Annotated in this window: 19 protein-coding genes and 1 tRNA gene; 16 read left to right on the forward strand and 4 right to left on the reverse strand. The window is 68.6% G+C overall.

Annotation, left to right across the window (positions count from 1 at the left end):
• Positions 1-11: 11 nt before the first annotated feature.
• The 5 genes from dpgB to ACWFRF_RS08430 are packed head-to-tail and all read left to right on the forward strand — an operon-like array spanning position 12 to position 7,768.
• On the forward strand, positions 12-683 hold the full coding sequence (gene dpgB, locus ACWFRF_RS08410; RefSeq protein WP_452449502.1) for an enoyl-CoA-hydratase DpgB: 672 nt from the start codon (positions 12-14) through the stop codon (positions 681-683).
• Positions 680-1,996 carry a (3,5-dihydroxyphenyl)acetyl-CoA 1,2-dioxygenase DpgC gene (dpgC, locus tag ACWFRF_RS08415; RefSeq protein ID WP_452449316.1) on the forward strand — a complete coding sequence of 439 codons (1,317 nt, stop codon included), beginning with the start codon at positions 680-682 and terminating at the stop codon, positions 1,994-1,996. Before dpgB ends, dpgC begins: the two co-directional genes overlap by 4 nt.
• Positions 1,993-2,805, forward strand: a complete 813-nt coding sequence (gene dpgD / locus ACWFRF_RS08420; protein ID WP_452449317.1) for an enoyl-CoA-hydratase DpgD — start codon at positions 1,993-1,995, stop codon at positions 2,803-2,805. The genes dpgC and dpgD overlap by 4 nt, the downstream gene beginning before the upstream one ends.
• Positions 2,806-2,837: 32 nt before the next feature.
• Positions 2,838-3,884, forward strand: a complete 1,047-nt coding sequence (locus ACWFRF_RS08425) for a ketoacyl-ACP synthase III family protein (protein WP_387443038.1) — start codon at positions 2,838-2,840, stop codon at positions 3,882-3,884.
• 47 nt (positions 3,885-3,931) lie between these two features.
• A complete protein-coding gene (locus ACWFRF_RS08430; RefSeq protein ID WP_452449318.1) occupies positions 3,932-7,768 on the forward strand; it encodes a type I polyketide synthase in 3,837 nt (1,278 codons plus the stop codon).
• A 75-nt stretch (positions 7,769-7,843) separates the two neighbouring features.
• Here ACWFRF_RS08430 and ACWFRF_RS08435 read toward each other — a convergent pair whose 3' ends face one another.
• Positions 7,844-8,338, reverse strand: coding sequence for a cupin domain-containing protein (locus tag ACWFRF_RS08435; RefSeq protein ID WP_378995291.1), 495 nt, complete (start codon positions 8,336-8,338; stop codon positions 7,844-7,846).
• Positions 8,339-8,403: 65 nt separating this feature from the next.
• On the opposite strand from ACWFRF_RS08435, the gene ACWFRF_RS08440 reads away from it, so the two are divergent.
• Positions 8,404-8,904 (forward strand): MarR family winged helix-turn-helix transcriptional regulator, encoded by a 501-nt coding sequence (locus tag ACWFRF_RS08440; protein ID WP_452449319.1) that lies wholly within the window; start codon positions 8,404-8,406, stop codon positions 8,902-8,904.
• A gap of 69 nt (positions 8,905-8,973) precedes the next feature.
• Here ACWFRF_RS08440 and ACWFRF_RS08445 read toward each other — a convergent pair.
• The 3 genes from ACWFRF_RS08445 to acnA all read right to left on the reverse strand — a co-directional run bounded on the left by ACWFRF_RS08445 (position 8,974) and on the right by acnA (position 12,581).
• Positions 8,974-9,049: transfer RNA gene (locus ACWFRF_RS08445), tRNA-OTHER, on the reverse strand.
• A 17-nt stretch (positions 9,050-9,066) separates the two neighbouring features.
• On the reverse strand, positions 9,067-9,636 hold the full coding sequence (locus ACWFRF_RS08450) for a TetR/AcrR family transcriptional regulator (RefSeq protein ID WP_358072240.1): 570 nt from the start codon (positions 9,634-9,636) through the stop codon (positions 9,067-9,069).
• A 131-nt stretch (positions 9,637-9,767) separates the two neighbouring features.
• Positions 9,768-12,581, reverse strand: a complete 2,814-nt coding sequence (acnA, locus tag ACWFRF_RS08455; RefSeq protein WP_452449320.1) for an aconitate hydratase AcnA — start codon at positions 12,579-12,581, stop codon at positions 9,768-9,770.
• Between the two features lie 283 nt (positions 12,582-12,864).
• On the opposite strand from acnA, the gene ACWFRF_RS08460 reads away from it, so the two are divergent.
• From ACWFRF_RS08460 to ACWFRF_RS08505, 10 genes are all read left to right on the forward strand, one after another.
• The gene (locus ACWFRF_RS08460; RefSeq protein WP_452449321.1) at positions 12,865-13,416 is read left to right on the forward strand and encodes an Rv1476 family membrane protein; all 552 of its coding nucleotides are present in this window, start codon (positions 12,865-12,867) and stop codon (positions 13,414-13,416) included.
• A 322-nt stretch (positions 13,417-13,738) separates the two neighbouring features.
• Positions 13,739-15,106: an NlpC/P60 family protein gene (locus ACWFRF_RS08465; protein WP_378995347.1), complete on the forward strand. Its 1,368-nt coding sequence runs from the start codon at positions 13,739-13,741 to the stop codon at positions 15,104-15,106.
• Positions 15,107-15,282: 176 nt separating this feature from the next.
• Entirely contained in the window at positions 15,283-16,443 is a 1,161-nt protein-coding gene (moxR1, locus tag ACWFRF_RS08470; protein WP_378995282.1) for a chaperone MoxR1, read from the forward strand.
• Between the two features lie 23 nt (positions 16,444-16,466).
• Complete coding sequence (locus tag ACWFRF_RS08475) at positions 16,467-17,423, forward strand: DUF58 domain-containing protein (protein WP_378627164.1); 957 nt, start codon at positions 16,467-16,469, stop codon at positions 17,421-17,423.
• Entirely contained in the window at positions 17,420-18,424 is a 1,005-nt protein-coding gene (locus ACWFRF_RS08480; RefSeq protein ID WP_378995280.1) for a VWA domain-containing protein, read from the forward strand. Before ACWFRF_RS08475 ends, ACWFRF_RS08480 begins: the two co-directional genes overlap by 4 nt.
• 84 nt (positions 18,425-18,508) lie before the next feature.
• Positions 18,509-19,225 carry a 3-oxoacyl-ACP reductase FabG1 gene (gene fabG1, locus ACWFRF_RS08485; RefSeq protein ID WP_101467171.1) on the forward strand — a complete coding sequence of 239 codons (717 nt, stop codon included), beginning with the start codon at positions 18,509-18,511 and terminating at the stop codon, positions 19,223-19,225.
• A gap of 127 nt (positions 19,226-19,352) precedes the next feature.
• The gene (gene inhA / locus ACWFRF_RS08490) at positions 19,353-20,189 is read left to right on the forward strand and encodes an NADH-dependent enoyl-ACP reductase InhA (RefSeq protein ID WP_266290283.1); all 837 of its coding nucleotides are present in this window, start codon (positions 19,353-19,355) and stop codon (positions 20,187-20,189) included.
• On the forward strand, positions 20,189-21,238 hold the full coding sequence (locus tag ACWFRF_RS08495) for a ferrochelatase (RefSeq protein WP_452449322.1): 1,050 nt from the start codon (positions 20,189-20,191) through the stop codon (positions 21,236-21,238). Before inhA ends, ACWFRF_RS08495 begins: the two co-directional genes overlap by 1 nt.
• Before the next feature lie 86 nt (positions 21,239-21,324).
• Positions 21,325-21,720 (forward strand): hypothetical protein, encoded by a 396-nt coding sequence (locus ACWFRF_RS08500; protein ID WP_378627168.1) that lies wholly within the window; start codon positions 21,325-21,327, stop codon positions 21,718-21,720.
• 88 nt (positions 21,721-21,808) lie between these two features.
• Entirely contained in the window at positions 21,809-22,303 is a 495-nt protein-coding gene (locus ACWFRF_RS08505) for a hypothetical protein (protein WP_452449323.1), read from the forward strand.
• Positions 22,304-22,360: the final 57 nt, after the last annotated feature.

Below are 22,360 nucleotides of genomic sequence, written 5' to 3' on the forward strand. Positions count from 1 at the left end.
TCGTGACTGAGATGATCACCACCGAAGTGGCAGCCGACGGTGCGCTCGCACCGGAACTGACCGCGAGCGTGCTCGCGGCAGTGGTGCGGGCCGAGGACGCGTCCGCGGCCGGGGGAGAGTGCGCGGTGGTCCTGCGCATCGGCGGTGCGGCACCGGGTGCGCGATTCGCCTGGCCGGGCCCGGTCAGCGTCGGCGACGTGAACAAATGGGAAGGCGCGCTGCGCCGCCTCGAGCAGGTCCCCGCGCCGGTCATCGCCCTCGTCGACGGCGACGCGTACGGGCCCGCCGCGGAGCTCCTGCTCGTGGCCGACTACCGGATCATGGCGGCGGGCACGGTCTTCGAGCTGGCGGCGAGTGACGGCGGGGTGTGGCCCGCGATGGCGGTCTACCGGCTGGCCGGTCAGGCCGGCGGTGGTCCGGCCCGGGAATTGGCGGTACTCGGCAGGGCGCTGTCGGCCGAGCGGGCCAGAGACTGTGGCCTGGTGGACGCCGTGATCGAACCCGGCGCCGATGCCGACTCGATCGCCGCGGGCGCCGCGCTGTTCGGCGCGGTCTCGGGAATCGAGATCGCGATCCGGCGCAGGTTGCTGCTCGACGCGCCGAGCACCCGGTTCGAAGACGCGCTCGGCGCGCATCTGGCCGCCTCGGACCGCGCTCTGCGACGTGAACGGGCGGCATCGTGACCACCGTCATCACCCCGCGCACGATCGTGGGTCAGCTCGACTACGACATGGCCGAATTGCGCGCTGCGGCAACCGAACACGCGGCCTTGCTGGAGTCGCTCGGACCGGTTCCCGACCGGGACGAGACGGCGGCCGCCGCGGCCGCGGCCGCGCACCACGTGCTGCGCCGCCTGCGTCGGCAGTTCCTGCGACGGCACCTCGCTGTCGTCTACGGAACGGCCACCGATGACCTGCGGCGAGGTCTTCGGCTGAGCGCGCTCGCCGCGGCCGTGACTGTGCTGTATCCCGGCCTGCTCCCGACCACCGCGCAGGTGCACGCCGACGCCGCGGTGGCGCAGCCGGCGAAAGAGGGCTGGGAGATCGATCAGGGCATCTTCTTCCAGGCCGTGTTCGCGGACCCGGTCCTCGGCAATCACCTGCTCGACGCGATGCGCGCGCCCACCGAGGCCGCCCTCGACCTGCTCGCCGACTTCCGCGCCACCGGCTCGATCACACTGCCTGCCGCGCGCCTCGAGCGCAGCGGCAGCACCTCGACGATCACGATCACCAACACCGAGTGCCTCAACGCCGAGGACAACCAGCACGTCGCCGATATGGAAACCGCGGTCGACCTGGTACTGCTCGACCCCGAGACCCGGGTCGGCGTGGTCCGCGGCGGCGTGATGGACCATCCGCGCTATCGCGGTCGCCGAGTCTTCAGCGCGGGCATCAATCTCGCCCACCTGCACCAGGGCAAGATCTCCTTCCTCGACTTCCTGCTCGGACGCGAGACCGGCTACATCGCGAAGATCCTGCGCGGACACACCGAGGACGCGGCGCGCTGGCCCGCCGTCCCGGTCACCAAACCCTGGGTCGCGGCCGTCGATTCGTTCGCGATCGGGGGCGGAGCACAGCTGCTCATGGTCTTCGATCGGGTCATCGCGGCGACCGACAGCTACGTCAGCCTGCCCGCCGCGCAGGAGGGCATCATCCCGGGCGTCGCGAACCTGCGCCTGGGACGATCGGCGAACTTCCGGCTCTCGCGGGAGGTGATCCTGTGGGGCCGCAAGATCTGGGCGACCGAACCGGAGGCGCGGTCGCTGATCGACACCGTCGCCGAACCGGCCGACATGGACCTCGAAATCGGCAAGGCCGCAGCCAGACTCGCCTCGCCCGCCGTGGTCGCCAACAAGCACATGCTGGTCGTCGCCGAGGAACCACAGGACGTGTTCCGCCGCTATCTGGCGGAATTCGCGCTGCACCAGGCGTTGCGGCTGTACTCCCCGGACGTCATGGCCAAGACCGAGCGGTTCGACCGCAAGGCGCCGCGATGACCACCGTGGCGCCGTCGAGCACCGTCGAGTACCGCAAGCACGGCCATCTCGCGACCGTGGAACTCAACCGGCCGCGGGTCCTCAACGCGATGAATCGCGCCATGCACGCCGAGCTGGCCGAGATCTGGGACGACATCGAAGCCGACGACGACATCTGGGCCGTCGTGCTGAGCGGGGCGGGGCGGCGGGCGTTCTCGGTCGGGCAGGACCTGACGGAACTGGCCGAGCGGATCGGCGACGGCGCCCCGACCCGGTCCTCGTTCGGCAGCGCGGGAAAGCCGGGGTATCCGCGGCTGACCGAACGCTTCTCCTTCGCGAAACCGATCATCGCGAAGGTGTCCGGGTACGCGCTCGGCGGTGGCTTCGAACTCGCGCTCGCCTGCGACATCGTGATCGCGTCGACCGACGCCCGATTCGGGCTCCCCGAGGTGAAACTGGGGCTGATCCCGGGCGCGGGCGGGGTCTTCCGGCTGCCCCGGCAGGTGCCCTACCGCGTCGCGATGGGGCATCTGCTGACCGGCCGCCCGATGTCGGCCACCCGGGCCTACGAGCTCGGGGTGGTCAACGAGGTGGTCGACGAGTCCGAACTGGACGCGTGCGTCGACCGCTGGGCCGCCGACGTGCTCGCCTGCGCGCCCCTGTCGATTCGCGCGATCAAGGAATCCGCCGCGCTGTCGGCGAATCTGCCACTGCCCGCCGCCTTCGAGGCCGACTACCCGTGGGAGCGCGTCCGCGCCGACTCGGCCGACGCGACCGAGGGCCCGCTGGCCTTCGCCGAGAAACGTCTACCGCACTGGACCGGACGGTAGGACCAGACCGACTCGATTGCTTGAGGATCTTCATGCGAACACCCGATACCTACATAGCCGCCCTCGGCTCGTTCCTCCCCTCGACCGTCACCACCGAACAGGCTGTCGCACAGGGCTTGTACTCCGCCGAGACCGCGGAGATCCACGAGCTCGGCGGTGCGGCGGTGGCCGGTCCGATCCCCGCCCCGGAGATGGCGTTGCGCGCCGCGGAAGTCGCGGTGAAACGGTCCGGTCTGGCCGCCGACGAATTCGATCTCCTGCTGTACGCCAGCACCTGGCTGCAAGGCCCGGAGGGCTGGCTGCCGCACCCCTACCTGCAACGTCATCTCGTCGGGCCGATCCCGGCGTTGGAGATCCGACAGGGTTGCAACGGCATGTTCGCCGGCCTGTCGATGGCATTCGACTACCTGCGCGCCGATCCCGACCGGCGTACCGCGCTGTTGGTGGCGGCCGACAATTTCGGCACCCCGCTGATGGACCGGTGGCAGATGTCGGCGCTGTTCGTCGCCGGTGACGCCGCCTCCGCGGTGGTGCTGAGCAAGACCGACGGCTTCGCCCAGCTGATGTCGGTGTGCCACACCTCGATTCCCGAAGCCGAGGAGATCCACCGGGCCAGTGAACCGATGTTCCCGCCCGGTGTCTCGCTCGGGAAGTCGCCCGACTTCTTCGCCCGGCTGCAGGAGATCACCGCCAAGGTGGCGGCAGCGCCCGATTCGCCCTTGGGCGCGGCCCTGGCGCGGGTGCGCGAGCAGATCCCGGTGGTGGTCGGCCAGGCGCTGGCCGACGCGGGCATCGAGCTCGGCGACATCGCCCGCGTCGCGTTCCTGAACTGTTCGCGCGAGGCCACCGAACAGCGGTGCATGGTGCCGCTCGGTTTGCCCATGGAGATGTCGACCTGGGAATTCGGGCGCGATATCGGCCACTGCTCGGCCAGCGACCAGATCCTGTCGTTCGAGCATCTGATCACCACGGGTCAACTCGGGCCCGGTCAGTACATGCTGCTGTTCGGCTCGGCGCCCGGCGTGCTGCTGTCGGCCGCGGTCATCAAGGTTCTGCGTGATCCGGGGTGGATCGCGTGACCGTCCATCCCGATCCCACGTCCGTCGCATCCAGGAACGAGAACGCTATGTCCCACCCTGTCTCCGGCAACGCCTCCCACACCCCGGTCGATCCGGTGGCGGTGATCGGCATCGGCTGTCGCTTCCCCGGCGGCGTCGATTCCCCCGCCGACTTCTGGCAACTGCTCTCGGCCGGGCGCGACACCTACGGCGAGATACCGCCGGAGCGCTGGTCGCGATATCGGCACCGCACACCACAATTCGCGACCGCCATCCAGAACACCGTGGCCCGTGGCAGCTTCCTCGACGAGATCGAGCGCTTCGACGCGGAATTCTTCGGCATCTCTCCACGTGAGGCCTCGCTGATGGACCCGCAGCAGCGGTTGCTGCTCGAGGTCACCTGGGATGCGCTCGAACAGGCCGGGATCGCGCCGCGAGAACTCGCGGGCAGCGAGACCGGTGTGTTCGTCGGCGTCTGCACGGGTGACTACGGTGCGCTGATGCTGGAGGACCTGGCCAGCATCGAGGCGTGGACCGGCATCGGCGCGGCGACCTGCGCTGTCGCCAACCGGTTGTCGCACTCGTTCGATCTGCGCGGACCGAGCATCGCGGTGGACACGGCATGCTCGGCCTCGCTGGTGGCGCTGCACCTGGCCGCCCAGAGCCTGCGCAACGGTGATTGCGATCTGGCGATCGTGGGCGGGGTGAACCTGATCGTCACCCCCGGCCAGACGATCACCCTCGACGCGGCGGGCGCGCTCGCCCCCGACGGCCGCAGCAAGGCCTTCGACGCCTCGGCCGACGGTTACGGCCGTGGCGAGGGCTGCGGCGTCGTGGTGCTGCGCCGCCTGGACAGCGCGCAGCGCGCGGGCGACGAGGTGCTCGCGCTCATCCGGGGCAGTTCGGTGAATCAGGACGGCCGGACCAACGGGATCATGGCGCCGTCGGGCGAAGCGCAGGCTCACGTCATGGCGCGGGCCTGCCGCAACGCCGGAATCGACCCGGCCACAGTCGATTTCGTCGAGGCGCACGGCACCGGCACCAGATTGGGCGACCCGATGGAGGCCGAGGCGCTCGCCTCGGTGTACGGATCGGTGCGTCCGGTCGGCGACCCCTGCCTGATCGGGTCGGTGAAATCGAACATCGGCCACCTCGAGGGGGCCGCGGGCGTGGCCAGTGTGATCAAGACGGTGCTGGCGTTGCGGCACGCGGAGATCCCGCGCACGCCGCTGTCGACCGAGCTCAATCCGGAGATCCCCTGGGACACTTCGGGTATTCGGCTCGCCACCGAGCACACCGCGTGGTCCGAGGGCAGCAGTCCGCGGCGCGCGGGCGTCTCGGGCTTCGGCTACGGCGGCACCGTCGCGCACCTGGTGCTGGAGGAAGCGCCCGCCGCGCCCGTGCCACCGGTCGCGCCGCCGCGGACCGAGCTCGACGGGCTCCGGCTGTTTCCGCTCTCGGCGGCCTCCGATACCGCCCTGCGCGCGTACGCGGATCGGCTCGCGGAGTGGGTCAGCGACCGGGCGGGCGCGGTGCCGCTCGACGCCGTCGGCCGCACCCTGTCCCATCACCGGTCGCGCCTGAACCACAACGCGGCCGTGGTGGCCCGCGACGAGCACGAGTTGATCGCACGACTGCGGGAACTGGCCGCCGCACGGCCGGACCCCGGCGTCGTGACGGGAACCGTGGCCGCCGAATTCGGTAAGGGCCTGGTGTGGGTCTTCTCCGGACACGGTTCACAGTGGCGCGGAATGGGACGCGAGCTGCTCGCTGTGCCCGAGTTCGCGGCGGTGGTCGACGAGGTGGAGCCGATCTTCCTGGCCGAGATCGGCTTCTCGCCGCGACAGGTACTGATCGATGACGAGATCGACGGCGTCGACCGGATCCAGACCATGATCTTCGTGATGCAGACGGGTCTGGCCGCGATGTGGCGAGCGTACGGGGTGACCCCGGACGCCATCATCGGCCACTCCGTCGGTGAGATCGCCGCCGCCGTGGCCAGCGGGGCGCTGCCGCTCGCCGACGGCGCCCGGCTGATCTGCCGGCGCTCGATCCTGCTGCGCCGGGTCGCGGGCAACGGCGCGATGGCGATGGTGACGATGCCGTTGCGGGATGCCGACGAAAAACTGGGCGGCAGAACAGATCTGGTCGCCGCGATCGCGTCGTCGACAGTATCGAGTGTGCTCTCCGGTGACCCGAGCGCGATCGAGGAGGTGCTCGCGCAGTGGCCCGACGACGGGATCGGGGTGCGCCGCGTCGCCTCCGATGTGGCGTTCCACAGTCCGCACATGGACCCGCTGCTCGCCGAGCTCGCGGCGGCGGGCGCCGACCTGGACTATCGCCCGCATTCGGTGCGGATGTACTCGACCGCGCTGCTCGACGCGCGTGCCGAACCGGCGGCCGACGCCGAGTACTGGGTCGCGAACCTGCGAAATCCCGTGCGGCTGGCGGGCGCCGTCGAAGCCGCGCTGGCCGACGGATTCCGCGACTTCCTCGAGATCTCGCCGCACCCGGTCGTCGCCCACTCGATTCGGGAAACGCTCGGCGAGAGCGGAATCGACGACGCGTTCGTCGGCACGACCCTGCGTCGCGACGTGCCGGAGCAGCAGGCCTTCCTGGCCGCGCTCGGCACCGTGCACTGCCGGGGACTGCTCGTCGACCTGGACCGCCTGCAGCCGCCCGCGGCGCAGGCGGATCTGCCCGGCTACGCGTGGCAGGGACGTCGGCTGTGGCACGCCCCCTCGGTGGCCGGTCGGGTCCCCGGCCAGGGGCACGCCGCGGCCTCGCACACGTTGCTCGGCACCCCGAGCACCGTCGCGGGCAGCGATCTGCGGATCTGGAACACGGTGCTGGTGGACGAGAACCGCCCCTATCCGGGTAGCCACGCGCTCAACGGCGCCGAGATCGTGCCCGCCGCCGTGCTGGTCGAGACCTTCCGGCAGGCCGGTGCGCTCGGTGACGCCGCGATCGAGCTCGCCGGGGTGGCGATGCGCCATCCCCTGCTGACCGACGGTGAGCGTGAGGTGCAGGTCGTGCACGATCCGGATCGTGGGCTGCTGCGGATCGCTTCGCGGACACCGGGTGAGGACCCCGAGCAGGAAGCCGCCTGGCTGATCCACGCCGAGGCATCCGCGGTGCCGGTCGCAGCCGGGGTGCCGCTGCCCACGGCCCTGGACGACCCGGCGGCGCGCCGGATGTTCCCGGTCGAACCGGGTGTGGTCCACCAGCGACTGGCCGCGGTCGGGGTGCCCGAAACCGGGTTCGAGTGGCGTGTCGAGGAATTGCTCTTCGGCGCCGACGTGGTGCGCGCGCGAGTGCGCGTCGCGGCAGGCGGCAGCGCCACCTGGGCTCCGGTACTCGATGCGGTGATGTCGATCGCGCCCGCCGCGTTCGGCGGCGAACCGGTCCTGCGGATGGTGGTCCAGATCGATGACGTGCGCTGTGCCGGTGAGCCGGCCGACGAGGTGATCATCGAGGTGGCCCTGGATCCGAAGCGCACCGATGTCGTGGACGGGCTGGTCGCGTCGACGGACGGCACGGTGATCGCCCGGGTCACCGGAATGGAGTATCCGGTCATCGACCGTCCGGCCGAGGACGATTCAGCGGCAGGCTCGGCGCTGTCCGGTCCGGTGCTGTCGCTGGAGAACCTGACCACCGAGCAGGTGCGGGAGCTGATCGCGGCGGAGGTGTCGGGCACGATCGCCGCCGAGATGCGCTTGCCTGATCCGGCGGATCTGAATCCGCGCCGTCCGCTGCTGGAACAGGGACTCGATTCGGTGATGACGGTGACCATTCGCAAGAAGCTCGAGAAGCGGTTCGGCCACAAGTTGCAGGCCACCGTTTTCTGGCAGCAGCCGACCGTTGTCGCGATCGCCGATCATCTGACGGAGATGCTGACGGCGTAGATCAGTGTCCTGCCGCCGTGCCGAGGCCTCGATCAGGCCCGGTACGGCGGCAGGGGCCGCGTTCTGCGCCACGGCTCAAACTCGGTGGGCGTTGCGCTCGTCCCACCACGCGGGCGCGTCGACGAAGTGGTTATCGAATTCCTCCTGGGCGGCGACGAATTCCTCATGGGTCGCCGTGCCGTGGATGAGCCGATCGAGCAGGCGGAAGTACTCGAAGCGTTCGACGCCGGGCATCAGGGCGATGAGGATGCGCGCGCCGCTGTCCGGGGTGGCGCCGAAGGCGTGCGGCATCTGCCGTGGGACGACCAGCGAGCCGCCCGCGCCGACGGTGAGGATGCGATCGCCCGCCATGACCTGGAGTTCGCCGTCGGCGACATAGAACAGCTCGTCGGAACGGGTGTGGAAGTGCGGAGCGGCGCCGTCGGCACCCCGCGCCATGGTGACCTCGAGGGTGCTCACCGCGCCGTCGCTGGCGTTCGCGTCGGTGAGCAGGCGCATCCGCACGTTCTCGGTGCCCAGTGTCTCGGCATCCTCGGGCAGGCAGAGGGCGATGTCGCGGGTGTTCGTCATGACCATTCCGTTCGTCGGTTGATAATTCGCTACCGAACTATATCCCAGCGAATAGAATCGTGTGCATGGATGAACGCGAACCGGACGTGGTGGATGCGATCACGGCGCAGTGGCAGCGGGAGCGGCCCGAACTGGACCTCGAGGCGATGGCGGTCTTCGGCAGGCTCGGCAGGCTGATGAACATCGCCATGGCTCGGATCGAAAACGTCTTCGCCGCACACGGTTTGCAGCGCGGTGAGTTCGATGTGCTGGCGGCACTGCGTCGTTCGGGCTCGCCCTTCGAGCTCAACCCGTCGGTGCTCGCCGACACTCTGATGCTGTCGCGCGCGGGGATGACCGGCCGCATCGACCGGCTCGAAGCCGCGGGCCTGGTCGTCCGGATCGCCGACCGCGAGGATCGTCGCGCCGTGCGGGTGGCGCTCACCGAGCAGGGCCGGGTACTGGTCGACACGGTGGTCGTGGCGCACACCGAAAACGAGACGGCGATGCTGTCGGTGTTGACACCCGCGGATCGTGGCGCCCTGGACCGGATCTCGCGAACCCTGCTCGATGGCTGGGCGAGCTGACCCGCTGATCCCAGCCGGGGAAAGGGCGCCCCGTGATGATCCCGCCGTGCGCAATCGGGGAAAGTTCGGTGGCCATGGAGGCGGGAATCGAACCCGCGACATCCGTCCTGTGGAGTCGGCGTTCTACCTGCTGAACTACTCCATGGCCACGCCGAGCCTAACTCAGGATTCCTTGCGCCGCACCGAGGCTTCGACGAGATCCAGTACGGCGGAAAGGTTTTCGTTGGTGTGGCCCGAAGCGATGCGGGCGATGAGGCCGTCGAGAACCAGGTCGAGGTAGCCGAGCAGGACGTCGGTGGGGACGTCGTCGCGCAGGGCTCCGGCGGCCTTGCGGCGCTCCAGGCGGGCCAGCGTCGCGGCGGTCAGTTCGGCCGAACGCTGGGTCCAGCCCGCGCGGAATTCGGGGTCGGTGCGGACTCGGCGCGCGATCTCGAGGCGGGTGCCCAGCCAGTTGAATTCCTCCGGGCGGGCGAGCATATCGCGCATCACCTGGACGATGCCCTGGTTGGCGGCGACTTCGGCCATGCGTTCGGCGTCGTCCTTGGCCAGGGCGAAGAAGAGAGCGTCCTTGTCACGGAAATGGTGGAAGATCGCACCGCGGGACAGGCCGATGGCCTCCTCCAGGCGGCGCACGGTGGCGCCGTCATAGCCGTATTCGGCGAAGCAGCGTCGTGCACCGTCGAGGATCTGGCTGCGGCGCGCGGCGAGGTGGTCGTCGCTGACCTTGGGCATGATTCCTCCAACTAGCGGATACACGGACCCCCGCCCCGGCGAACCGAGACGGGGGCTGTCGCATTATTCACGGGCACACGAATGCCCTTGTGGCGCAACATCTCACGATGTCACGCCACCGGATCGAGCAGTTAGCCGCGGATCATGTTGCGCAGCACGTACTGCAGGATGCCGCCGTTGCGGTAGTAGTCGGCCTCACCAGGGGTGTCGATGCGCACGACCGCGTCGAACTCGGTGACCTTGCCGTCTTCCGCGGTGGCGGTGACCTTGACGGTCTTGGGGGTGACACCCTCGTTGAGGGCGGTGATGCCCGCGATGTCGAAGGTCTCGGTGCCGGTCAGGCCCAGCGACGCGGCGGACTGCCCGGCCGGGAACTGCAGCGGCACAACGCCCATGCCGATCAGGTTGGAGCGGTGGATGCGCTCGAACGACTCGGTGATGACGGCCTTCACGCCCAGCAGGCTGGTGCCCTTGGCGGCCCAGTCACGCGAGGAGCCCGAACCGTATTCCTTGCCGCCGAGCACGACCAGCGGGATGCCCGCGGCCTGGTAGTTCTGCGAGGCGTCGTAGATGAACGCCTGCGGGCCACCGTCCTGGGTGAAGTCGCGGGTGTAACCACCCGAGACGTCGTCGAGCAGCTGGTTGCGCAGCCGGATGTTGGCGAAGGTGCCACGGATCATGACCTCGTGGTTACCGCGACGCGAGCCCAGCGAGTTGTAGTCCTTGCGGGCCACACCGTTGGCGTCGAGGTACTGCGCGGCCGGAGTGCCGGGCTTGATCGGGCCCGCCGGGGAGATGTGGTCGGTGGTGACCGAGTCGCCCAGCAGCGCCAGCACGCGAGCGCCGGAGATGTCGGTGACGGGGGACGGGTCCATCGACATGCCGTCGAAGTACGGCGCCTTGCGCACGTAGGTCGACTTCTCGTCCCACGCGAAGGTATCGCCCTCCGGGGTCGCCAGACCCTGCCAGCGCTTGTCACCATCGAAGATGGTGGCGTAGGAGTTGCGGAACATGTCCTGGCTGATCGACGTCTTGATGGTGTCGTCGATCTCCTGGGCGGACGGCCAGATGTCCTTCAGGAAGACATCGTTGCCGTCGGTGTCCTGACCCAGCGCGTCGGTCTCGAAGTCGAAGTCCATCGTGCCCGCGAGCGCGTACGCGATGACCAGTGGCGGGGAGGCCAGGTAGTTCATCTTCACGTCGGGGGAGATGCGACCCTCGAAGTTGCGGTTACCCGAGAGCACCGCGGTGACCGAGAGGTCGTTGTCGTTGATCGCGGCCGAGATCGCCTCGGGCAGCGGACCGGTGTTACCGATGCAGGTGGTGCAGCCGTAGCCACCGACGAAGAAGCCCAGCTTCTCCAGGTAGGGCCACAGACCGGCCTTCTCGTAGTAGTCGGTGACGACCTGCGAACCCGGCGCCATGTTGGTCTTCACCCACGGCTTGGTCGCGAGACCCTTTTCCACCGCGTTGCGGGCGAGCAGGGCGGCGCCGAGCATGACCGACGGGTTGGAGGTGTTGGTGCAGGAGGTGATACCCGCGACGACCACCGCGCCGTGATCGAGGACGAACTTGTTGCCGTCCTCGCCGACGACCTCGATCGGCTTGGACGGACGACCCTTGGCACCGTTGGCCGCCGAGTGCGCGGGGGTGTAGGTGTCGTCGGCGGCGGCGGCGGACACAGCGGTCGAGTCCGAGGCCGGGAAGGACTCGTCGACGCCCTCGTCCAGCGCGGTGAGCTCTCCTTCGCCGACGTAGTTGACGATGTCGGAGCGGAACGCGCTCTTGGAGTCGCTGAGCAGGATGCGGTCCTGGGGACGCTTCGGGCCCGCGATCGACGGCACGACGCTGCCGAGATCGAGCTCGAGGTACTCCGAGTACACCGGCTCGCGCTCGGCGTCGTGCCACATGCCCTGTTCCTTGGCGTACGCCTCGACGAGCGCGAGCTGCTCGTCGCTGCGGCCGGTCAGGCGCAGGTAGTTGATGGTCTCTTCGTCGATCGGGAAGATCGCGGCGGTGGAACCGAACTCGGGGCTCATGTTGCCCAGGGTGGCGCGGTTCGCGAGGGGGACCTCGGAGACGCCCTTGCCGTAGAACTCGACGAACTTGCCGACGACGCCGTGCTTGCGCAGCTGCTCGGTGACGGTGAGTACCACGTCGGTAGCGGTGACGCCCGGCTTGATCTCACCGGTCAGCTTGAAGCCGACCACGCGCGGGATCAGCATGGAGACCGGCTGGCCCAGCATCGCGGCCTCGGCCTCGATGCCGCCGACGCCCCAGCCCAGCACGCCGAGGCCGTTGACCATGGTGGTGTGCGAGTCGGTGCCGACACAGGTGTCGGGGTAGGCCTGGCCGTTGCGGACCATGACCGTGGGGGCCAGGTACTCGATGTTGACCTGGTGGACGATGCCCATGCCCGGGGGGACGACCTTGAAGTCGTCGAAGGCGCCCTGGCCCCAGCGCAGGAACTGGTAACGCTCGCCGTTGCGCTCGTACTCGAGGTCGACGTTGCGCTCCAGCGCGTCGGCGCGGCCGAAGACGTCCAGGATCACCGAGTGGTCGATGACCATGTCGGCGGGCGAGAGCGGGTTGACCTTGCTCGGGTCGCCACCGAGGACGGTGACGGCCTCACGCATGGTGGCCAGGTCGACGATGCAGGGCACGCCGGTGAAGTCCTGCATGATCACGCGCGCGGGGGTGAACTGGATCTCGACGCTCGGCTGTGCCGAGGGGTCCCAGTTCGCGATCTCGCGGATGTGATCGGCGGTGATGTTCGCGCCGTCCTCGGTGCGCAGCAGGTTTTCTGCCAGCACCTTCAGGGCGTAGGGCAGCTTCTCGGTGCCGGGAACAGCCGAGAGACGGAAGATCTCGTAGGAGTTGCTTCCGACCTCGAGCGTGCCCTTGGCGCCGAAGGTATCAATCTTCGTCACGTCAGCTCCACTCATGTGTGAGGGTGTGCCGCCGGCGGGGCTGTGCCGGCGACTCGCGTCTTCGGAGGGGGTATCCGGCACCGTGAGATGCCTGTTTCCTCGCCGTACGATCCTAACAGTACGCTTGTCCTATGAAATACGCGGGGGCCGTGGGTGGTGCCGCGCAGGCGTAGCCGGGCGCCGAGTCGCGTACTGTGCCTGACGAGCGAAGTCGGGGAAGACGCAGTGACGCTCACCTTGGCAGTGTTGGACGCCCGTCGCGACACCGGCGATCGTGGCTCGACAGACCGGATGGAACATGACCACTTTTGCGCCGATGGCGGCCGAACTGCCGCCGAACACCGTGCTGAGCAGCGTCGCGTCCGACCTCGCCGACAATCACGTCGCGGCCCCCAAGGGTCAGGATCAGGAGAAACTGGCGGCGATCGTCGCGCAGGCGCGATCCGAGGGGATCCCGCTCAGCGTCGTCATCGTTCCCGGTAATCCCGGCCACGACTCGAGCCTACGTGACCTGGCCACCGAGGTCGGCGAGAACACCCACGGCACTGTCGCCGTGTTCAGCGACGACTGGCTGGGCACCTACAGCGACACCGTCAGCCGGGTGCGGCTCGAATGGGCCGAGGATGCGGCCAAGTACAAGGGCAATCATCCTGAAGAGGCCGTGCAGGCCTTCGTCGACCGGCTCGAGCAGCCGGAGGGCGTTTCCTGGGGCGTCATCACCACGGTGTTGCTGACCCTGATGGCACTCGTGATCGCCGGGCTGTACCTGGTGAAGGTCCGCCGCGGTCCCGATGTGGACGCACCGGCAGCCCCCACGTCCTCGCGCGTCGATGCGGGTTCCACCAACTAACTGGTTTCACTGCAGTCACATTTCCAGACCAACGGTCTGTTTTGTGCGGTAGAAAACTGTCCTTGGTCAGGCTAATTCCGAGCAATCTGTGAATTGATGCCGCGCCCCACTGTGACGGATGTTTCCTTTGTGAACTATGTGTCGTACGGTTGCGATGAACGCGATCGTGAATGCAGTGGTACAGGGGGCATTGGTCGACTCTTGTGGTCGGTGTTTCGACTGATGCGCCGGTGGCGTATGTCGAGTCGAGATACTCGGAGGTGCCGTGCGCAGTGCGGGCAGGCAGGACGAACCAGGTCTATTACGAATAGCGATCGGTTTGCTGGCGGTAGTGGCAGTGCTGCTCGCCGCGGGACCGGTCGCTGCTGTGCCACCCCCTCCACCCAATCCGTCCGACGGTGAGATCGCCGGGGCGGGCGCTCAGGTCGACGCGCGGGTCACCGAGATCGGTGTACTGATCAATCGCGTCGCGGCGGCCGATCAGCAGTTACGCGAACTCGACGACCAGCTCGCGGGCAAACGGGAAGCGGTCAACCAGGCACTCGTGGACCTGCAGACCGCGCGCGACGCCGCCGACGCGGCCGCGGCCGCCGTCACCGACAGCCAGACCCAGCTGGCCGACGCGGGCGTGAAAGTCGGTGCGGCACGCCAGGATTTCGATCAGGTCGCCACTCAGGCGTACGTGCGCCCCGCCAACAGTTCGGTCGTCACCTACCTCGCCTCCTCCACCCCCGATGCCGCGATGGATCGCGCGCAGGTGCTCGGCATGGTGTCGAAGAACCAGCGGCAGGTCCTGGACGGCTTGCGCCGCGCCCAGGTCGCCCAGGCAAACCAGAACTCCGCCGCGCGGCAGGCCAAGACCGACGCCGACAACGCCGCCGCCGGCGCTGAGCAGAAGCGCGACGCCGCCCAAGCCGCGGTGAACATCGCGAAGTCCGAATTCGACACCCAGGCCGTGGCTCGCGATACCCTGCGTCGCGACCGCAGCGCGGCACAGTCCGCTCTCGACGTCGCCCGCTCGACCGTCGCCGGGCTGCAGAGCCAGCGCGAGATCTTCCTGGCCTGGGACGACCAACGCGAAGCCGAGGTGATGGCCCTGCTGGCCGCCGCCAACGCCGCCGCCTCGCGCGCCGCCGCGGACAAAGCCGCCCGCGACCGCGCCGCCCAGCTCAACGAGGGCCAGCGCCCGCACGCCGACCTCGAGTCGACCCCGGCCTCCCCGCGCCGAACCAAACCGCGACCCTCGCAACCGCAGGTCACCGGTTCGGCCGCGATCGAAACGGTGGTCGACCGCGCGATGTCGCAACTCGGCGTCACCTATGCCTGGGGCGGCGGCGACGAAGACGGTCCCACCCTCGGCATCCGCGACGGCGGCACCGGCGACGCCCACGGTGACTTCAACAAGGTCGGCTTCGACTGCTCGGGCCTGATGCTCTACGCCTTCGCCGGCATCGGCGTGTCGCTGCCGCACTACAGCGGCTATCAGTACAACGCGGGCACCCGGGTCGACGTCGAGGACCGCGAGCGCGGCGACATGCTGTTCTGGGGTCCCGGTGGCAGCGCCCATGTGGCGATGTATCTGGGCAACGGCAAGATGATCGAGGCCCCTGAATCCGGGGATGTCGTGAAGATTTCCCCGGTCCGCGAAGACGGCATCATGCCGTACGCGGTCCGAATCGTCACCGGCTGAGTGTCCATCGCCGCTGGTAGGGCCGCGATCGATGCAGCGTGCGCCACAGTCGCCGCTGCGCGTGAGCGGCGTCACGAGCATGACGAATCCCCGTCTAGTACTGGCCGGTTGCGGCGCACCGGGCGATTCAATGGAATAGTTGGTGCCGCACGCACAGGACCAAAGCGAAAGCGGGGATGTTGGTGACTTCGACGGAAGGTGTGAGCGGGCCGAAGCTGGCGAAGGACGCCGGTACGGCCACGCCGAGCACCCTGGAGCGTGACGTCCAGACTCTCGAGAAGGCGATCTACGAGGTCAAGCGGGTTATCGTCGGTCAGGACCGACTCGTCGAGCGTTTGCTCGTGGGTGTTCTGGCACGCGGACACGTGTTGCTCGAAGGTGTGCCGGGCGTCGCGAAGACTCTTGCGGTGGAAACCTTCGCCAAGGTCGTCGGCGGCTCGTTCTCCCGGGTGCAGTTCACCCCGGACCTGGTGCCGACCGATCTCATCGGTACCCGCATCTACCGGCAGGGCCGCGAGGAATTCGACACCGAGCTCGGCCCGGTCGTCGCGAACTTCGTGCTCGCCGACGAGATCAACCGCGCGCCCGCCAAGGTGCAGTCGGCACTGCTCGAGGTGATGGCCGAGCGCAAGCTGTCGATCGGCGGCAAGACCTACCCGATGCCCGATCCGTTCCTGGTCATGGCGACCCAGAACCCGATCGAGAGCGAGGGCGTGTACCCGCTGCCCGAGGCGCAGCGCGACCGCTTCCTGTTCAAGGTCGTCGTCGACTACCCCTCGGTCGAGGAAGAGCGCGAGATCATCTACCGGATGGGTGTGAGCGCGCCCGAACCGAACCAGATCCTCGACCCCGAGGACATCATCCGCCTGCAGAAGGTGGCGGCCAACGTCTTCGTGCACCACGCGCTCGTCGACTACGTGGTCCGTGTGATCACCGCGACCCGCACGCCCGCCGACTTCGGCATGGAGGATGTGGCGAGCTGGATCTCCTACGGCGCGTCCCCCCGCGCGAGCCTGGGCATCATCGCCGCGGCGCGCTCGGTCGCGCTGATCCGTGGCCGTGACTACGTGGTTCCGCAGGACGTCGTCGAGGTCATCCCGGACGTGCTGCGTCACCGTCTGGTGCTGTCGTACGACGCACTGGCCGACGAGGTTTCGCCCGAGGACGTCATCAAGCGCGTGCTCCAGACGGTCGGCCTGCCGCAGGTCGCCCCGCAGGCCAACGGCCAGGCCGCACCGCAGCAGCCGCCGGTGCCCCAGCCGCCCCAGCAGCAGCCGGTGCCGCAGGCGGTGAACGGGCAGCAGTCCCAGCCCGCCGGCTCCGTCGCGCCCCAGTGAGTGCGCCGGAACCCGTTGTCCGCGTGCCCGTGTCGTCTCACGCTCCGCCCTCGTTCCGTGCCGGTGAACTGACCGACCCGAAGCTGGCCGCCGCGCTCAAGACCCTCGAGTTGACCGTGCGGCGCCGCCTCGACGGCGTGCTGCACGGCGACCACCAGGGGTTGATCCCCGGACCGGGTTCGGAACCGGGGGAGGCACGGCTGTACCAGCCGGGTGACGATGTGCGACAGATGGATTGGTCGGTCACCGCCCGCACCACCCATCCGCATGTGCGGCAGATGATCGCCGACCGCGAGCTCGAGACGTGGCTCGTCGTCGACCTGTCGTCGAGCCTGGACTTCGGCACCGGCCGGGTACACAAACGCGATCTCGCGATCGCGGCGGCCGCGGCGATCACCCACCTCACCTCCGGGGGCGGCAACCGGATCGGCGCGGTCGTCGCGACCGGTCAGGATCTGGTACGCATCCCCGCGCGCAGCGGACGGATGCACGCCCAGACCCTGCTGCGCGGCATCGCCACCACCCCGCACGCCCGCGACGGCGTACGCGGCGATCTCAAGGCCGGGATCGAATCGCTGCGCCGTCCGCAACGCAAACGCGGTCTGGCCGTGGTGATCAGCGACTTCCTCGGTGACGTCGACTGGCAGCGCTCCCTGCGCGCGATCTCCGCCCGCCACGATCTCCTCGCCGTGGAAGTGCTCGACCCCCTCGATGTCGCGCTGCCCGACGGCGGCGACGTGGTGCTGCACGATCCCGAATCGGGCCGCACCCGCGAGTTCAGCGTCACTCCCACGCTGCGTGCCGATTTCGCGGCCGCGGCCCGAGCCCAGCGTGAGCAGGTGGCGCAGGCGCTGCGCAGCTGCGGGGCGCCGGTGCTCACCCTGCAGACCGATCGGGACTGGATCGCCGACGTGGTCCGGTTCGTGTCCACCCGGCGCCACAGCCTCGGCGCCCCGAGCGGGCGGGTGCCTCGCCAGTGAGTATTTCGCATTTCACGGCCGTCGTCTGGCTCGGTTTCCTCGTGGTCGTCGCCCTGCTCGTGCTCGGTTACGTGCTGGTGCAGCGCGCCCGGCACAAGCGGATGCTGCAGTTCGGCAACATGGCCATCCTGGAGCGGGTCGCCCCGTCGCGACCGAGCCCGATGCGCCATGTCCCGATCGCGTTGATCCTGGCGGGCCTGGTCCTGCTGACGATCGCCGCGGCCGGTCCGACCGCCGTGCAGAAGGTGCCGCGTAACCGCGCGACTGTGGTTCTGGTGATGGATGTTTCGCTGTCGATGGAAGCCACCGACGTGGAGCCGAACAGGTTGCAGGTCGCGCAGAAGGCAGGCAAGGATTTCGTCGACGGGCTGACCCCCGGTATCAACCTCGGTTTCGTCACGTTCGCGGGCACGGCCTCGGTGATGGTGTCGCCGACGACCAACCGCGAGGCGGTCAAGCATTCGATCGACAACATCAAGCTGGCCGAGCGCACCGCCACCGGCGAGGGCGTCCTCACCGCACTGCAATCGATCGACACCCTGGCCGCCGTGCTCGGTGGCGCCGAGACGCCCCCGCCCGCGCGCGTGGTGCTGATGTCGGACGGCAAGCAGACGGTGCCCGACGACAAGGACGTCGACAACCCGCGCCACGGTTTCACCGCCGCGCGCCTGGCCAAGAACAAGGGCATCCCGGTCTCGACGATCTCCTTCGGTACCGAATGGGGCACGGTCGAGATCCCGGACTCCGACGGCAAGGGTTCCCAGCGGGTGAAGGTGCCGGTCGACAACGACTCGCTGCGCGAGATCGCCGAGCTGTCCGGCGGCGACTTCTACACCGCGTCGTCGCTGGCCGAACTCACCGCGGTCTACGACACCCTCGAGGAACAGATCGGCTACGAGACCACACGGGGCGATGCGAGCCGCCCGTGGCTGTTGTTCGGCATGCTGGCCATCGCGGCGGGAGTCGTGGTCAGTTTGCTCTATCGTCAACGCCTGCCCTAGCTCCCACCGCCCCGCGTTGTGAGCTGTCGCAACGGCGCGACCCTGACGCGGGGCGCACGAATCGGAACAGATAGGTTGGACCCTATGTCGAACGTCACATCCCGGTCGGTCCTGGTCACCGGCGGTAACCGCGGTATCGGTCTCGCGGTCGCGCAGCGTCTGCAGGCCGACGGCCACAAGGTCGCCGTCACCCATCGTGGATCGGGGGTACCCGAGGGTCTGTTCGGCGTGAAATGCGATGTCACCGACAGTGATTCGGTCGATCGCGCGTTCACCGAGGTCGAGGAGCACCAGGGTCCGGTCGAGGTGCTGGTCGCCAATGCGGGCATCACCGACGACACCCTGCTGATGCGCATGACCGAGGACCAGTTCGAGCGGGTCATCGACGCCAACCTCACCGGTGCCTTCCGCTGTGCCAAGCGCGCCAACCGCGCCATGCTCAAGGGGCGCTGGGGCCGGATGATCTTCCTCGGTTCCGTCGTCGGGCTCGGCGGTGGCCCCGGCCAGATCAACTACGCCTCTTCCAAGGCCGGTGTGATCGGTATGGCTCGCTCCATCAGCCGTGAGCTGGGCTCGCGTTCGATCACCGCGAATGTGGTGGCGCCTGGTTTCATCGAAACCGATATGACCGCTGAGCTGCCCGATGATCTGAAGGAAACCGCGAAGAAGTTCATCCCGCTCGGGCGTCTCGGCCAGGCCGAGGATGTCGCCGCGGTGATCAGCTTCCTCGCCTCCGAGGACTCTCGCTATGTCACCGGCGCGGTCATCCCGGTCGACGGCGGCATGGGCATGGGTCACTGATCCGATAACGGCGCTGTCGTCCACGTCGACGGCTGCTATTGCATGGGTCACTGATCCGCTAACGGATCGCCCCGCGCCACCGACAAGGTGGCGGCAACCATACTGATTTCAGGAGAACCGAAAACTCATGGGCGGACTGCTCGAAGGCAAGACCATCCTGGTCACCGGCATCATCACCGACTCGTCGATCGCGTTCCACGCGGCCGCGATCGCGCAGGAGCAGGGCGCGAGGGTGATCATCACCGGCATTCCCGACCGACTGCGGCTCATCGACCGCATCGCCAAGCGGCTGCCGCAGGAAGTGCCGCCCGCCATCGGCCTCGACGTGACCAACGAAGAGGATCTGGCCGCGCTCACCGAGAAGCTGCGTGAGCTGGCACCCGAGGGCATCGACGGCGCGCTGCACTCCATCGCGTTCGCGCCGCGGTCGATCATGGGCCCCGGCGCGCTGCCGTTCCTCGAGGGCCCCGGCCCCGATGTCGCCAAGTCGTTCGAGATCTCCGCGTGGAGCTACGCCTCGCTCGCGCGCGCCGTGCTCCCTGTCATGAACGAGGGCGGCTCGCTCGTCGGCATGGACTTCGATCCGCGCGTGGCCATGCCGTACTACAACTGGATGGGCGTGTCCAAGGCGGCGCTGGAGTCGGTGAACCGCTATGTGGCGCGTGAGGTCGGTGCCGCCAAGAAGGTGCGCTCCAACCTGATCGCCGCGGGTCCGATCAAGACCCTCGCGGCCAAGGCCATCGCCGGCACCGCGACCGACGATGCCAAGCAGCTCGTCCAGCTCGACCAGTACTGGGACGGCGCGTCGCCGATCGGCTGGGACGGCAACGACCCGCGCGCGGTCGGCAAGTCGATCGTGGCGCTGCTCTCGGATTGGCTGCCCGCCACCACCGGCTCGATCATCTACGTCGACGGCGGCGCCAGCCACAATATGTGGTTCCCGGAGAACATGTCCCTGAGCTGATGCCGGACGCCCTGCTGCTGCTGTCCTTCGGTGGTCCCGAGGGCCCCGAGGACGTGATCCCCTTTCTGGAGAACGTCACTCGGGGCCGTGGGGTGCCCCCCGAACGGCTCGCCGAGGTCGCGCAGCACTACCTGCATTTCGGCGGGGTCTCGCCGATCAACGCGTTGAATCAGCAGATCATCGCGGCGCTGGAGGCCGACCTCGCCGATGCCGGGCTGGATCTGCCGGTCTATTTCGGCAATCGCAACTGGCATCCCATGGTCGAGGACACGGTCGCGCGGATGACCGCCGACGGCGTGCGTTCGGCACTGGTCTTCCCGACGTCGGCGTGGGGTGGGTATTCCGGTTGCCGCCAGTACGACGAGGACATCACCCGCGCCCGCACGGTGGTCGGTGCCGGTGCCCCGGAACTGGTGAAACTGCGCCAGTACTTCGATCACCCGCTGCTGATCGAGTCGTTCGCCGACGCGATCGCCGCTGCGGTGCAACAGATTCCGGCCGAGCGCCGCGACGGCGTGCGCCTGGTCTTCACCGCACACTCCATCCCCGTCTCGGCCGACCTGTCGGCGGGCCCGCCGGCCGACGGTGGCCGCCTCTACAGCAGGCAGGTCGCCGAGGCCGCCCGATTGTGTGCCGCGGCAACCGGTTTCGCCGAGTACGACGTGGTGTGGCAGTCGCGTTCGGGCCCGCCACAGGTACCGTGGCTCGAACCCGACATCGTCGACCACCTGGATGTGCTGCACGGCAAGGGCATCGACGCCGTGGTGGTGTGCCCGGTCGGTTTCGTCTCCGATCATCTCGAGGTGATCTGGGACCTCGACAACGAAGCGTCGACCCGCGCCGCCGAGCTCGGCATGGCCTTTGCCCGTGCGGGGACACCCGGCACCGATCCGCGATTCTCCCGGATGATCGTCGAACTGATCGCCGAACGCGTGAGCGCCGGTCCGGTGCGCGAACTCGGCACGGTCCCCGGCTACGGCTGCACCGTCGACGGAGCCCTGTGCGCCCCCGGTTGCTGCGAACCGCCCACGCGCCCGGTCCGGCGCTGAACACAACCGGATAACCATTCACCGGTAGTCCCCGGTTCGAGGAGTAGCCTTTTCACAGTTGCGCTCGACTGATCGGAGGATTTCCGATGATTTCGACCACGCCGCGCCGCGCTGCCGGGTTCGCCCTCGTGCTGACCGCCGCCGCGCTCGGTCTGACCGGCTGTGGCGGGGACTCCGGCTATCAGACCCAGCCCCCGCAGCCCACCGAGCCCACGATCTCGCAGGCATCCGTCGAGGAATTGTGCGGCATCCTCGACGGACAGAAGGGGACGTGGAAGGCGCTGGGCCCGCGCGTCGCGCGGGTGGCGTTCACCGGCGCGATGAAGCTGTGGACGGTCAACGACACCGTCGCCAACGCCGCGATCGCCTACAACCGCCACATCGTCGACACCGTCACCATCCGCACCTGCCCGCAGGTCCGCGATGCGACGCTCAGGTCGCTCGATGTGCCCGATCTCAAAGTCGCCCTCGGCGGATTCTGAACTGGCGCTTCCCCGTTCGGCGCATCTCTGCGTTAGCATCGCCGCAGACCTTCGCCCGAAGGTCGGGTGACGCTACGGGGAGGGCCCGATGAACCATGCCGACATGATGCTGACCGCACTGGCTCGGGGAGGTGGTCTTCTCGCCGGTGACGACATACCCGCGGGCGATGCGGAGGCGGTGCTGGCCCGTCGCGGGGGCGGTAGCAGCGTCAGCGTCGGTGGTGGCGGGGTCCCGGAGTGGGTCTGGTACCTGATCATCGGCGTTGTTGTGCTCATCGTGGTGATCGTGTTGATCCGCACGTTCAGCGGTTCCTCGAATCAGGCTGCGCCACATCAGATGCCGCCACAGCACATGGCACATCAGCAACAGCCGTACCCGGCGCAGTACCAGCAGCCGTACCCACAGCAGCACCCGTCGGGCCCCGGCTACCCGCAGGCACAGTACTCGCCGCAGTATCCGCAGGGCCAGTACCCGCAACCGTATCCGCAGCAGCAGCCGATGCCGTACCCGCAGCAGCAGCCGTACCCGCAGCAGATGCCGTATCCACAACAACCGCAGTACCAGCAGCCTTATCGGCACTGACGGATCGGCTCCGGCGTGCGCCACCGGACTCGGTGACTACCCCGTCGGTCCCGAATG

The organism is Nocardia sp. NPDC055165 (assembly GCF_053606985.1).